The 12,263-nt window shown below is 74.3% G+C and carries 14 protein-coding genes; 4 read left to right on the top strand and 10 right to left on the bottom strand.

What is annotated here, in order from left to right:
• Positions 1-15: 15 nt before the first annotated feature.
• From Q2K19_RS19675 to Q2K19_RS19655, 5 genes are all read right to left on the bottom strand, one after another.
• Entirely contained in the window at positions 16-585 is a 570-nt protein-coding gene (locus Q2K19_RS19675; protein ID WP_302762785.1) for an AAA family ATPase, read from the bottom strand.
• Positions 582-1,559: a carbohydrate kinase family protein gene (locus Q2K19_RS19670; protein ID WP_302762784.1), complete on the bottom strand. Its 978-nt coding sequence runs from the start codon at positions 1,557-1,559 to the stop codon at positions 582-584. Before Q2K19_RS19670 ends, Q2K19_RS19675 begins: the two co-directional genes overlap by 4 nt.
• Positions 1,560-1,777: 218 nt before the next feature.
• Positions 1,778-2,146, bottom strand: coding sequence for an iron-sulfur cluster insertion protein ErpA (gene erpA, locus Q2K19_RS19665; RefSeq protein ID WP_302762782.1), 369 nt, complete (start codon positions 2,144-2,146; stop codon positions 1,778-1,780).
• 171 nt (positions 2,147-2,317) lie between these two features.
• The gene (locus tag Q2K19_RS19660; protein WP_302762781.1) at positions 2,318-2,989 is read right to left on the bottom strand and encodes a DUF4232 domain-containing protein; all 672 of its coding nucleotides are present in this window, start codon (positions 2,987-2,989) and stop codon (positions 2,318-2,320) included.
• 82 nt (positions 2,990-3,071) lie between these two features.
• A complete protein-coding gene (locus Q2K19_RS19655; RefSeq protein WP_302762780.1) occupies positions 3,072-4,217 on the bottom strand; it encodes a glycerate kinase family protein in 1,146 nt (381 codons plus the stop codon).
• Positions 4,218-4,285: 68 nt separating this feature from the next.
• Between Q2K19_RS19655 and nadA the strand changes: the two genes are divergently transcribed.
• From nadA to Q2K19_RS19640, 3 genes are all read left to right on the top strand, one after another.
• The gene (gene nadA, locus Q2K19_RS19650) at positions 4,286-5,461 is read left to right on the top strand and encodes a quinolinate synthase NadA (protein ID WP_302762779.1); all 1,176 of its coding nucleotides are present in this window, start codon (positions 4,286-4,288) and stop codon (positions 5,459-5,461) included.
• A gap of 157 nt (positions 5,462-5,618) precedes the next feature.
• Positions 5,619-7,031, top strand: coding sequence for a UDP-N-acetylglucosamine 1-carboxyvinyltransferase (murA, locus tag Q2K19_RS19645; RefSeq protein ID WP_302762778.1), 1,413 nt, complete (start codon positions 5,619-5,621; stop codon positions 7,029-7,031).
• Positions 7,032-7,105: 74 nt separating this feature from the next.
• The gene (locus tag Q2K19_RS19640; RefSeq protein WP_302762777.1) at positions 7,106-7,714 is read left to right on the top strand and encodes a DUF3043 domain-containing protein; all 609 of its coding nucleotides are present in this window, start codon (positions 7,106-7,108) and stop codon (positions 7,712-7,714) included.
• A 94-nt stretch (positions 7,715-7,808) separates the two neighbouring features.
• On the opposite strand, the gene Q2K19_RS19635 is transcribed toward Q2K19_RS19640, so the two are convergent.
• Together Q2K19_RS19635 and Q2K19_RS19630 are read right to left on the bottom strand one after the other, a co-directional pair.
• Positions 7,809-8,117 (bottom strand): AzlD domain-containing protein, encoded by a 309-nt coding sequence (locus Q2K19_RS19635; RefSeq protein ID WP_302762776.1) that lies wholly within the window; start codon positions 8,115-8,117, stop codon positions 7,809-7,811.
• The gene (locus tag Q2K19_RS19630) at positions 8,111-8,878 is read right to left on the bottom strand and encodes an AzlC family ABC transporter permease (RefSeq protein ID WP_302762775.1); all 768 of its coding nucleotides are present in this window, start codon (positions 8,876-8,878) and stop codon (positions 8,111-8,113) included. Before Q2K19_RS19630 ends, Q2K19_RS19635 begins: the two co-directional genes overlap by 7 nt.
• A gap of 67 nt (positions 8,879-8,945) precedes the next feature.
• Between Q2K19_RS19630 and Q2K19_RS19625 the strand changes: the two genes are divergently transcribed.
• Positions 8,946-9,506 (top strand): helix-turn-helix domain-containing protein, encoded by a 561-nt coding sequence (locus tag Q2K19_RS19625; RefSeq protein WP_302762773.1) that lies wholly within the window; start codon positions 8,946-8,948, stop codon positions 9,504-9,506.
• Here the strand turns inward: Q2K19_RS19625 and Q2K19_RS19620 are convergent.
• The 3 genes from Q2K19_RS19620 to Q2K19_RS19610 all read right to left on the bottom strand — a co-directional run bounded on the left by Q2K19_RS19620 (position 9,490) and on the right by Q2K19_RS19610 (position 12,192).
• The gene (locus Q2K19_RS19620; protein WP_302762772.1) at positions 9,490-10,482 is read right to left on the bottom strand and encodes an ABC transporter ATP-binding protein; all 993 of its coding nucleotides are present in this window, start codon (positions 10,480-10,482) and stop codon (positions 9,490-9,492) included. The two genes, Q2K19_RS19625 and Q2K19_RS19620, sit on opposite strands and share 17 nt — an antisense overlap.
• Positions 10,479-11,270 (bottom strand): ABC transporter permease, encoded by a 792-nt coding sequence (locus tag Q2K19_RS19615; protein ID WP_302772641.1) that lies wholly within the window; start codon positions 11,268-11,270, stop codon positions 10,479-10,481. The genes Q2K19_RS19620 and Q2K19_RS19615 overlap by 4 nt, the downstream gene beginning before the upstream one ends.
• 70 nt (positions 11,271-11,340) lie before the next feature.
• Positions 11,341-12,192 carry an ABC transporter permease gene (locus tag Q2K19_RS19610; RefSeq protein WP_446839633.1) on the bottom strand — a complete coding sequence of 284 codons (852 nt, stop codon included), beginning with the start codon at positions 12,190-12,192 and terminating at the stop codon, positions 11,341-11,343.
• Between the last annotated feature and the right edge of the window lie 71 nt (positions 12,193-12,263).

Raw genomic sequence — 12,263 nt, 5'->3', positions numbered from 1 at the left:
CGCGCGCCGTGCGGGTCAGCGGAGGTAGGCGAGGATGCCGGGGAGCGGGTCGGTGTCGACGGCGGTGTCCACCACCAGGCGCGGGCCGATGATCGGCTCGTACTCGGCGCGGCGCACCAGGGTCTGCTCCCAGGTGGGCAGCAGCGGGTCCGGCTCGTCGGGGAGCCGGGCCTCGACCCGGCGGCGGTGCTCCGCCTCGTCGCCGCAGTGCACCTCGATCACCCGCAGCGGCACACCGGCCCGCTCGGCCAGGTCGTGCCAGAGGCCGCGGGCGCCGGCCACCGGGTTGACCGCGTCCACCACCACGCTCAGCCCGAGCCCGAGCTGCACCTCGGCGAGCCCCGCCACCGCGTCGTACGCGGCCATCCCGGGCACGTCGCCGACCAGGCCGTACCGGCCCAGGGCCCGCTCCACCGGGTCGACCGGCAGCACGGGTGCCCGCAGCGCGACGCCGACCCGGTCGGCGAGGGTGCTCTTGCCCACCCCGGGCAGCCCGGCGAAGGCGACCAGGATCGGGCCGCCCCCGCCCGGGGGCACCGCGCCGGGGTCCACCGCCCCGTCCGGGACGGGTGCGGCGGAACTCACGGCAGCAGGTGCGGCCGGACGTCGTCGGCGGCCTGGTCGCCGTACGACTCGGCGAGCCGCTTGACGAACAGGTCCCGGCGGACCTCGTACTCCTGGCCGCCGAAGTTCTCCAGCACCAGGGTGGCGAGCAGGCAGCCCACCTGCGCGGCCCGCTCGAGGCTGACGCCCCAGTTCAGGGCGGCGAAGAAGCCGGCCCGGAAGCCGTCGCCGACCCCGGTCGGGTCGATCGCCTGGATCTCCCGGGCGATCGGCACGCGGATCGGGTCGAAGTCCCGGCCAGCGATCTCCACGCCCTGCTTGCCCAGCGTGGTGACCCGGACCTTCACCCGGTCCAGCAGCTGCGCGTCGCTGAGCCCGGCCTTGGTCTGCAGCAGTGACTTCTCGTACTCGTTGGTCATCAGGTAGTCGGCGCCGTCGACCAGGCTGAGCACGTCGGCGCCGTCCATCCGGGCGAGCTGCTGCGACGGGTCGGCCACGAACGCGTAGCCGCGCTCCCGGCACTCCGCGGAGTGGCGGATCATCGCGGCCGGGTCGTTGGCGCTGACCAGCACCAGGTCGAGGCCGCCGAGCCGCTGGGCCACCGGGGCCAGCTCGATGTTGCGCGCCTCGCTCATCGCGCCGGCGTAGAACGAGGCGATCTGGCACATGTCGGTGTCGGTGGTGCAGACGAAGCGGGCGGTGTGCGCCACCTCGCTGACGTGCACCGAGTCGCAGTCCACGCCGTGCCGCTCCAGCCAGGACCGGTAGTCGGCGAAGTCGGCGCCGACCGCGCCGAGCAGCACCGGGCGCAGGCCCAGCTGGGCCATCCCGAAGGCGATGTTGGCGGCGGTGCCGCCGCGCCGGAGCACGAGCTCGTCGACGAGGAAGGACAGGGAGACCTTGTCCAGTTGGTCGGCGATGAGCTGCTCGGCGAAGCGGCCGGGAAAGCTCATCAGGTGGTCGGTCGCGATCGAGCCGGTCACGGCGATCTTCATGTCAACCCTCGTGGTCGGGAGCACGGCGCGGGTCAGCCTACCGGTCGGTCCGGCCGGCCGGTCGACGGTCGGTCGACAACCGGTCGTCCCGCGCACGTCCGGACGTCACCGGACGGACACCCGCCGGAGAAGACAGAACGGCGGGACCATCCCCGGTCAAGGGGACGGTCCCGCCGTTTCCGTCAGTCATCCGTCGGCCCGTGCGGGGCCGCGTCGACTCAGCTGAAGGAGTCGCCGCAGGCGCAGGAGCTGCCGGCGTTCGGGTTGTCGATGGTGAAGCCCTGGGCGTCGATCCGGTCGGCGAAGTCGATCGTCGCGCCGGCCAGGTAGGGGGCGCTCATCCGGTCGACGACGACCTCGACCCCGTCGAAGTCGGTGACGATGTCACCGTCGAGCGACCGCTCGTCGAAGAAGAGCTGGTACCGCAGGCCGGAGCAGCCGCCCGGCTGCACGGCGACCCGGAGCCGCAGGTCGTCGCGGCCCTCCTGCTCGATCAGGGCCTTGACCTTCTGCGCCGCGACGTCGGTGAGGACGACGGTGCTCGGGGCCTTGGCCTCGGTCGACTCGGTCTGCGCTGGCGTGGTCACGTGGAAGTCTCCCTGCGCGGTAAGGGTCCGGACACCCTGGCCAACGTCGCGCGCCCGCCAGTGATTCCCGGTGTGGTCCAGATCCGATCGTACGCCGCTCACCGCCAGGTCACCCATCGGCGTGACCACGGACTCGTCCCGATCCGGGGACGGCGGCGGGAGCGCGCCGGGTCAGGCGGCCGGCGGGCGCCCGGCGGTGAACGAGTCGACCTCCACCGCCCCGCCGCAGGCCGACCAGGCACCCCGGAGGACCAGGTGCCCGGTGCCGCCCGGCGGGGTGAGCCAGAGCGCGTCGGCCGGCGGGTCGCACGGCGTCGGCTCGTCGTCGGAGCGCGGGACGTGGCTGAAGGTCACCGCGGTCCAGGCCGTCCCGCCCGGGGCCAGCACCACCCGGTGGGCGCCGAGGTGGTGGCGCACCTCGACCCGGAGGACCCGGCCGCCGGCGTCGGCCAGCCGGACCTGCGGGAAGCCGGAGAGGGCGCAGCGCCGCCCGGTGCGGTTGGTGAGGGCGAGGTAGGCGGTCTCGCTGCCCATGTGCCCGGACGACCCGGCGGACGCCGCCGACAGGTCGGCGGTCCGGCAACCGGTGATCGCGGCCGGCGTCGGCGGGGCCGTCGCCGGGGCGCTCGTCGGGCTCGCCGCCGGGGTTGCCGGGAGGCTCGTCGGGCCGGCCGGGACCGACCCGGTGGGCGATCCCGCCGGCCCGGCCCCGGCCGGCCCCGGGTCCGTGGTGGTGCAGCCGCCGAACGCGACGACCGCCGCGCCGGCCGCCAGCAGCGTGGCCAGCCGGACGGTCCGGTGTGCGCGCCGCGCCGCCCGGCGTCCGGTGTCGTTACCCGTCATGATGCGCCTCCCTGTCCGGTTCTCCACGGCACACGCGCCGCCGCCGGGCGGCGTTGCGGGACCGGACGGTCGGGTGCGCGACTCAGCGCGAGGGGCGGCTCCACTGCCGGGCCAGCCGGGCGCCGAGCGCCCGCAGCCCCTCCGCGGGCCGGCCCATCGCGGCCTCCACCCCGCCGCGCTCCTCGCCGCCGAAGTGCTCCACCAGGCTGTACGCGTCGGTCACCCCGGCCGCCGCGGCCTCCCGCCGCCCGGTGCTCACCCGGCCGGCCAGCACCACGCAGGGGACGCCCCGGTCCCGGGCCGCGCCGGCCACCCCGGCGACCACCTTGCCGCGCAGCGACTGGTGGTCGAAGGAGCCCTCCCCGGTGATCACCAGGTCGGCCGCGGCCAGCGCGGCGTCCAGCCCGATGGCCCGGGTGACCAGCCCGATGCCGGACTCGCAGCGGCCACCCAGGGCGAGGACGGCCGCGCCGAGCCCGCCGGCCGCGCCGGCGCCGGGCAGCGCGGCGAACCCCGGCGGGCAGCCGGGCAGGTCGCGTTCCAGCACCCCGGCCCAGCGCTCCAGGGCGGCGTCGAGCAGCAGCACGTCCTCCCGGCCGGCCCCCTTCTGCGGGCCGTACACGTTGCTGGCCCCGTGCAGCCCGAGCAGCGGGTTGTCCACGTCGGTGGCGGCGACCAGGACGGCGCCGCGGACCCGGGGCGCGCCGTCGAGCGCGGCCACCGCCGCGAGGGCCGCCCCGCCGTACGGCAGGGCCCGGCCGGCCTCGTCCAGCGGGGTGAGTCCGAGCGGGGTGAGCATGCCGGCGCCCCCGTCGTTGGTGGCGGAGCCACCCAGCCCGATCACCACGGTCCGGGCGCCCGCCTCGACCGCGGCGGCCACCAGCAGCCCCAGCCCGTACGAGGTGGTCGCCTTCGGGTCGCGCTCGGCGGCCGAGAGCAGGTCCAGCCCGCAGGCCTGCGCGCTCTCCAGGTAGGCGGTGCCGTCGTCGGTGAGCAGGATCTCACCGGCGGCCGGGCGGCCCAGCGGGTCGACGGTCGGCACGGCGAGCCGCCGCCCGCCGAGCGCCTCGGCGAGCACGGCGACGAACCCCGGCCCGCCGTCGGCCAGCGGCCGGATCAGCAGTTCGTCGCCGGGGGCCACCGCCCGCCAGCCCTCGGCCACCGCGGTGGCCACCTCCTGAGCCGGCAGCGTGCCGGCGAACTTGTCGGGGCAGAGCAGCACGCGCATGCCGAGCAGTGTGGCAGGCCACACCGGCGGCGGCGGTACAGCGGCCGCGCTGTGGGACCATGGGAGGCGTGACTTCGACCTGGGTTGAGCCCTCCAACACCGCCACTGCGCTGCTGCTCCTCGGCCGCGGCAGCGACCCCGCCACCGAGCGTGGCGTGGAGTGTCCGGGTGACCTCCCCGCGCCGAGCGACCCGGACCTGGTGGCCCGGGCGGCGGCGGCCAAGGCCGCCCTCGGCACGAAGGTCTTCGTGCTCGGTCACCACTACCAGCGCGACGAGGTGATCCAGTTCGCCGACGTGACCGGCGACTCGTTCAAGCTGGCCCGGGAGGCGGCGGCCCGCCCCGACGCGGAGTACATCGTCTTCTGCGGCGTGCACTTCATGGCCGAGAGCGCGGACATCCTCACCTCGGACAACCAGAAGGTGATCCTGCCCGACCTCGCCGCCGGCTGCTCGATGGCCGACATGGCGGTGCTGTCGCAGGTCGAGACCGCCTGGGACGTGCTGACCGAGCTGGGCATCGCCGCGGACACCGTCCCGGTGACCTACATGAACTCCTCGGCGGACATCAAGGGCTTCGTCGGCCGGCACGGCGGCGTGGTCTGCACCTCGTCCAACGCCAAGCGGGCCCTGGACTGGGCGTTCGAGCAGGGGCAGAAGGTGCTCTTCCTGCCCGACCAGCACCTGGGCCGCAACACCGCCGTGCTGGAGATGGGCTACTCGCTGGACGACTGCGTCCTCTACGACCCGCACAAGCCCAACGGCGGGCTCACCCCGGAGCAGCTCCGCGACGCGAAGATGATCCTCTGGCGCGGGCACTGCTCGGTGCACGGCCGCTTCACGCTGGACAGCGTCAACGACGTCCGGGAGCGGGTGCCGGGGGTCAACGTGCTGGTCCACCCGGAGTGCCGGCACGAGGTGGTCACCGCCGCCGACTTCGTCGGGTCGACCGAATACATCATCAAGACCATCGAGGCGGCCCCGGCCGGCTCGGCGTGGGCGGTCGGCACCGAGCTGAACCTGGTCCGCCGGCTGGCGCTGGCCCACCCGGACAAGCAGATCATGTTCCTCGACCGGGCGGTCTGCTACTGCTCGACGATGAACCGGATCGACCTGCCGCACCTGGTGTGGGCCCTGGAGGAGCTGGCCGCCGGTCGGGTGGTCAACCAGATCACCGTCGACCCGGACACGGCGCACCACGCCCGGGTCGCGCTGGACCAGATGCTCGCCCTTCCGGGCGCCTGATCACCCTCGGTCACGTCACTGGTACGTAAACGCACCGGAATCCCCGGTTCGTGCCCTCGCTGGTGATGTGACCGATTCCATTTTCGTCACGGAGGGCTATGCTGCCGGGGCGACGATGCACGCGGACCGTTTTCACCGGGCCGCCATTCGGGTAGCGATGCAGATCGTGGACCCCACTCATCTACACGGCAGCACCAACGCGCTGGAGGTTGCGTTGACCGACGACGTCCTGGTCGTACACGGAGGCACGCCGCTCGAAGGGCGGATCCGCGTGCGCGGCGCGAAGAACCTCGTGTCCAAGGCGATGGTCGCCGCCCTGCTGGGCGACACCCCCAGCCGGCTGTTCGACGTGCCCCGGATCCGGGACGTGGAGGTCGTCCGCGGGCTGCTCGGCCTGCACGGCGTCAAGGTCAGCGACGGCGAGGAGGACGGTGAGCTGGTCTTCGACCCGTCCAACGTCGAGAGCGCCAGCACCGACCAGATCAACGTGCACGCCGGCTCCAGCCGCATCCCGATCCTGTTCTGCGGCCCGCTGCTGCACCGGCTCGGCCACGCCTTCATCCCTGATCTGGGCGGCTGCCACATCGGGCCGCGCCCGATCGACTTCCACCTCCAGGCGCTGCGCGAGTTCGGCGCGACCGTCGACAAGACCCCGGAGGGGCTGCACCTGTCGGCGCCGAACGGGCTGCACGGCACCAAGTTCGCCCTGCCGTACCCGAGCGTGGGCGCCACCGAGCAGGTGCTGCTGACCGCGGTGATGGCCGAGGGCGTGACGGAGCTGCGCAACGCGGCGGTCGAGCCCGAGATCATCGACCTGATCTGCGTGCTGCAGAAGATGGGCGCGATCATCAAGGTGCACACCGACCGGGTGATCGAGATCCAGGGCGTGAAGCGGCTCAGCGGCTACACCCACCGGCCGATCCCGGACCGGATCGAGGCGGCGAGCTGGGCGGCGGCCGCGCTGGCCACCCGCGGCCACGTCGAGGTGCTCGGCGCCCAGCAGGCCGACATGATGACCTTCCTCAACATCTTCCGCTCGGTCGGCGGCGAGTACGAGGTGACCGACCTCCGCCCGCCGCGGGCCGGCAAGCCGGGCCAGGAGGGCGGCATCCGCTTCTGGCACCCGGGCGGCGAGCTGAACGCGGTGGCGCTGGAGACCGACGTCCACCCCGGCTTCATGACCGACTGGCAGCAGCCGCTGGTGGTGGCGCTGACCCAGGCCCGGGGCCTGTCGATCGTCCACGAGACGGTCTACGAGCAGCGGCTCGGCTACACCGAGGCGCTGAACTCGATGGGCGCCAACATCCAGGTCTACCGGGACTGCCTGGGCGGCACCCCGTGCCGCTTCGGCCGGCGCAACTTCAAGCACTCGGCGGTGATCGCCGGCCCGAGCAAGCTGCACGCGGCCGACCTGGTCATCCCCGACCTGCGGGCCGGGTTCAGCCACCTGATCGCGGCGCTCGCCGCCGAGGGCACCTCCCGGGTCTACGGCGTCGACCTGATCAACCGCGGCTACGAGGACTTCGAGGCCAAGCTGGCCGACCTGGGCGCGCACGTCGAGCGTCCGTAACGTCACACCGCTTCGTCCGCGCCCGGTGCACCCGCGATGTGCACCGGGCGCGGCCGTTTGGCTACCCTTCACGGGTGCCGTCGCTGTTTCGCCGTAAGCCCGCCGACCTGGTCGATGAGTCCGTCACCTCGGTGACGACCGACGAGGAGTCCACCGCTGCCCGCTCCCGGGGCTACACCCCGAGCAAGAAGGAGCTGGGGCAGACCACCCCGAAGCGGCCCTCCGCCGGCCGGCGCCCCGGTGCGCCGAGCCGGCCGCTGACCAAGGAGGAGGCCCGCGAGCAGCGCCGCACGGCCCGCGCCGAGGCGGCGGCCGAGTTCCGGCGCGAGGGCGGTCCCCGCGACCGCGGCCCGGAGCGGCAGCTCGCCCGCGACGTGGTCGACTCCCGGCGTACGGTCGGCACCTGGTTCTTCGGCGGCGCGCTGATCGTGCTGGTCGGCTCCAACCAGGCCATGCCGCCGCTCGTCCGGCTGCTCTCCAACGTGCTGTGGGGCCTGCTGGCGCTGGGTGTGGTGATCGACTCGTTCCTGATCTCGCGGAAGATCAAGAAGCTGGTGCGCGAGCGCTTCCCGAAGAGCACCGAGAAGCTCGGCTCGCTCTACTTCTACGCGATCATGCGCTCGATCACCTTCCGCAAGATGCGCGCCCCGGCACCGCGGGTCGACATCGGCGACAAGATCTGACCGGGCCGCGCCCGAACTCCGACAACTCCAGCTCGCCGCGCCCCGACCTGGAGCCGTCGCCGGCGCCTTCCCGCCCTCGCGGGGAGGGGCCGGGTCAGGCCACCCCGAGCAGGCGCAGCAGCGCGGTGGTGCCGGCCGCCGCGACCACGACCAGGACGAAGGGCGCCCGCCGCCAGGCGAGCGCCACCCCGACCAGCACCCCGGCCGGCCGGGCGTAGCCGGCGAAGCCGCCGGCCTCGGTGAGCGCGGCGGTCGCCACCAGGGCGGCCAGCAGGGCGGCGGCGGCCACCGGCAGCAGCTGGCGAGCCCACTCGGGCAGTTCCAGCCGGTCGCGCAGCAGCACCCCGGCGACCCGGAAGCCGTACGTGCCGACGGCCAGGGCGAGGATCACGGCGATCAGCACGACGCCTCCCCGGTACGCACCATGTCCCCCGCCCCGTCGCCGTCCGGCGCGCTCGGGCCGGCGTCATCGGGTTTCCCGTCCGGCCCGGACCGGCGCCGGCCGCGTACCGCCGGCACGACCAGGCCGGCGAGCGCCAGCAGCACCGGCAGCCCGGCCGGCAGCAGCGGGGTGGCCAGCACGGCCAGGCCGGCACCGGTCAGCGCCACCCGACGGGTGTCCCGGTCGCGCAGGCTGGGCAGCAACAGGGCGGCGAGCCCCGCGGGGAACGCGGCGTCGAGCCCGAGCGCGGCCGGGTCGCCCGCCGCGCCGCCGGCCAGCACGCCGAGCCCGGTGCCGGCGTTCCAGGCCAGGAAGAGCAGCGTGCCGGCGAACCAGAACGCCCGGCGCCGCCCCGGCCCGGCCGGTCGGGCCAGGGCGAAGGCGGTCGCCTCGTCGGTCATCAGGTGGCTGCCGAGCAGCCGCTGCCAGCGCCGGGGCCCGAGGGTCGCGCCGAGGGCCAGGCCGAACGGCAGGTGCCGGGCGTTGAGCAGCAGGCCGGCGAGGACGGCCGCGAGCGGGCTGCCGGCGGCGACCAGGCCGACCGCCATGAACTGCGCGCCCCCGGCGTAGACGAGCACCGACATGGCGAGGGTCGCCCAGACCGGCAGCCCGGCGGCCACCGCCATGGCGCCGAAGGAGGCACCCACGGCGATCATCGCCGCCCCGATGGCGGCGACGTCGCGGAGCACGGTCGCGTCGCCCGTTCGATATGCCGTACGCATGGTCCATTATCCTGAACAGGACGAGGCGTGTTCGTCAAACCGAACAAAGAGAACGATGGAGCGAACAATGGCGGTTGAACCCGCTCCCCCGCTGGCCACCATCGCGGCCGCCCTGCGTCGTGAGCGTGACCGGGCCGGCATCTCGCTGACCGAGCTGGCCCGCCGCGCCGGCATCGCCAAGTCGACCCTGTCCCAGCTGGAGTCCGGGGTCGGCAACCCGAGCGTGGAAACGCTGTGGGCGTTGGGGGTGGCGCTGGGTGTGCCGTTCAGCCGCCTCGTCGAGCCGCCCACGGCCGCCGTCCGGGTCGTCCGCGCGGGCGAGGGCCCCCGGATCCGCTCCGAGCACGCCGACTTCAGCGCCACCCTGCTCGCGGCCGGCTCGCCGCACACCCGCCGGGACGTCTACCTGATGGAGCTGGAGCCCGGAGCCGTCCGGGTGGCCGAGGCGCACACCCCGCGCAGCGTCGAACACCTGGTGGTCGCCGCCGGGCGGATGCGCGTCGGGCCGGAGTCCGACCTGGTCGAGCTGGGTCCCGGCGACTACGCGACCTTCCCCGGCGACACGCCGCACCGCTACGAGGCGCTGGCCCCCGGCACCTTCGCGGTGCTCGTCATGGAGCACCCGTGACCACGGCCGGGCCGACCTCGGCCGGCGCGCGGTAGAGCCGGGCCACCACCTCCTCGATGTCCGGCTCCACGATCGAGATGTCCCGCAGGGTGGCCAGCCCGGCCAGCCCGGCGACCACCTCGGCGACGCTCGCCGACTCCAGCGCGAAGACCAGCCGGTGCCCGTCGGCCTCCACCCGGGCCAGCGGGGCGCCCGGCAGCACCGGCGGCTCGGGCAGGGCGGCGTCCAGCTCGGCGACCACCATCCGGCGGGACCCGTAGCGGCTGTGCAGGGCGGCGATGGAGCCGTCGTGCACCACCCGGCCGTGGTCGATCACCACCAGCCGCCGGCAGAGCCGCTCGATGTCGGCCAGGTCGTGGGTGGTGAGCACCAGGGTGGTGTCACCGGCCCGGCCCAGCTCGGCCAGGAAGCCCCGGACGGCCTGCTTGCTCACCACGTCCAGCCCGATGGTCGGCTCGTCCAGGAAGAGCACCTCCGGGCCGTGCAGCAGGGCGGCGGTCAGCTCGCCGCGCATCCGCTGGCCCAGGGAGAGCTGCCGGACCGGGGTGTCCAGGAACTCGTCGAGGTCGAGCAGGCCGCGACAGCGGTCCAGCCGGGCGGCGTGCTCCCCCGCCGGCACCCGGTAGACGTGCCGGAGCAGCTGGAACGAGTCGCGCAGCGGCAGGTCCCACCAGAGCTGCGAGCGCTGCCCGAACACCACGCCGATCCGCATCGCCAGCCGGGTCCGTTCCGCCACCGGGCGCAGCCCGCAGACCAGGGCCTCCCCCGCCGACGGCATGAGCACGCCGGTGAGCATCTTCAGCGTGGTCGACTTGCCCGCGCCGTTCGGGCCGATGTAGCCGAGCATCTCGCCCCGCTCCACCCGCAGGTCGATCCCGTCGACCGCGGTGACCGTCCGCTTCTCGCGGCGCAGCCGCCCGGCCTTCACCCGGACGGTGAACTCCTTGCGCAACCCGCGCATCTCGATGACGCTCATGATCCTGTGCTCCGGTAGTGGCGGATCCCGACCCGCCAGGCCAGGGCGGCGATCGCCGCCGCGACGACCGCGACCCCCGGCGCGGCCCAGCCGACCCAGGCCGGCAGGCCGAGCGGGTCGGCCCGGCCGAGCAGCGCCAGCGCCGGGTGGTAGCTGACGAAGGCGAAACCCATCCCGTACGCGAAGAGCGCCCGGAACCAGCCGCCGTAGACGGTGACCGGGTACGACGTGAAGTCGCGCCCGCCGTAGGTGACCGAGTTGGCCAGCTCTCCCGAGTCGATCCAGTAGAACGAGACGGTGGCGGTGGTGACGAAGATCGCCCCGAAGAACACCGCCGCGGCGGGCGGGGTGACCAGCGCCAGCGCCACCCGCCCCGGCGTCCAGTCGATGCCGGCCGAGGCGAGTGCCACCACCAGCACCGCCAGCCCGAAGACCGCCCGGGACACCTTGCGCAGCGGCAGGTCCATCAGCAGCAGCTGGGGCAGCGCGGCCAGCGGGCGGACCAGCACCGCGTCGAACAGGCCGGTGCGCACGTACCGGGGCAGCCGCTCGATGTTGCCGACCAGCAGGTCCGCGGTGGCGAACGCGAACGACGACAGGCCGACGATGACCAGCGTCTCGCGGAGCGTGAAGCCGCCCAGCTCCCGGGTGACCCCGAAGAGCACCAGGACGGTGACCACATCGAACACGGTCGCCCCGACGTTGCCGACCAGGTCCACCACGAACGAGGTGCGGTAGGCGGCCTGCGCGCGGGCCTGCGCGCCGAGCAGGGCCCGGTACGCGGCCAGCGCGCCCGGCCGCCGGCCCGCCGCCTCGGTGCCGCGCGGGGCGCCGGCCGGGGCGGTCAGGGTCCCGGTGTCAGCCACCCTGCACCACCAGCCGGCGCTCGGCGCGGCGCTGCACCAGCCGGCAGAGGGCGAGCAGCGCGACGGCCCAGCCGATCTGCACCCCGACCAGGCCGAACTGCATCGGCGCCGGATCCCGCTCGACCAGCACGTCGAGCGGGATCTGGAGCAGGCTCGGGAACGGGGTGCCGTAGCGCAGCGTGCCCTCCAGCCAGCCGGGCAGGAAGCCCAGCGGGAAGTAGAGCCCGGCGAGCACGCCGGAGCCCAGCGTCCAGAGGATCAGCGGGCCCCGGATGTCCTGCAGCCAGTACGCGGTGGCGTTGACCAGGTAGCGGCAGCCGAAGCAGACCACCACGGCGAGCAGCACGGAGAGCGCGAACAGCGGCAGGGTGGCCGGGCGGCGGGGCAGGTACACGTCGAAGCAGAGCAGGCCGATCAGCACCGGTGGCACCAGCCGGGACAGCGAGGCGAACCCGGCCCGGCCCAGGTCGGTGGCGAGGTAGCTGGTCACCGGGTGCACCGGACGGAGCAGGTCGGCGGCGATCTCGCCGGTGCGGATCCGGTCGGCCAGCTCGGTCCAGCCCCAGATCGCGATGACCGCGAGCAGCCCCTGCCCGACCCAGACGAAGGTGGCGAGCTGCGCCCGGTCGTAGCCGGCGACCCGGCCCGCCGTGCCGGCCGCCGCGAGGAAGACGTAGTAGCGGAGGAAGCCGAAGACGGTGTTGGTGACCACGCCCGCCACGGCCGCCTGCCGGTAGGTGGCGTAGCGCCGGAAGCCGGATCCCACTATGGCGCTGAATGTCCGAAACCATCGGGTAACGTTTGAGTCCGTGGGCGGTGCCACAGTGGCGGTGACAGAGCCCACGCCGCTACCCTCCTTCCGCAGCCACGACGTGCCGGACCGGGCGACTCTACCGGCACGTCCGGCGCCCAGCG

Origin of the sequence: Micromonospora sp. NBRC 110009, assembly GCF_030518795.1 — a bacterium.
Classification (GTDB): Bacteria; Actinomycetota; Actinomycetes; order Mycobacteriales; family Micromonosporaceae; genus Micromonospora.
This window is presented reverse-complemented; position numbering and strand designations above follow the sequence as displayed.

Coding starts and splice junctions, on each gene's coding strand:
- Q2K19_RS19670 (WP_302762784.1), bottom strand. CDS start 1,559: ATGAAGATCGCCGTGACCGGCTCGATCGCGACCGACCACCTGATGAGC.
- Q2K19_RS19660 (WP_302762781.1), bottom strand. CDS start 2,989: ATGACGGGTAACGACACCGGACGCCGGGCGGCGCGGCGCGCACACCGG.
- Q2K19_RS19655 (WP_302762780.1), bottom strand. CDS start 4,217: ATGCGCGTGCTGCTCTGCCCCGACAAGTTCGCCGGCACGCTGCCGGCT.
- murA (WP_302762778.1), top strand. CDS start 5,619: ATGCAGATCGTGGACCCCACTCATCTACACGGCAGCACCAACGCGCTG.
- Q2K19_RS19630 (WP_302762775.1), bottom strand. CDS start 8,878: ATGCGTACGGCATATCGAACGGGCGACGCGACCGTGCTCCGCGACGTC.
- Q2K19_RS19625 (WP_302762773.1), top strand. CDS start 8,946: ATGGCGGTTGAACCCGCTCCCCCGCTGGCCACCATCGCGGCCGCCCTG.
- Q2K19_RS19620 (WP_302762772.1), bottom strand. CDS start 10,482: ATGAGCGTCATCGAGATGCGCGGGTTGCGCAAGGAGTTCACCGTCCGG.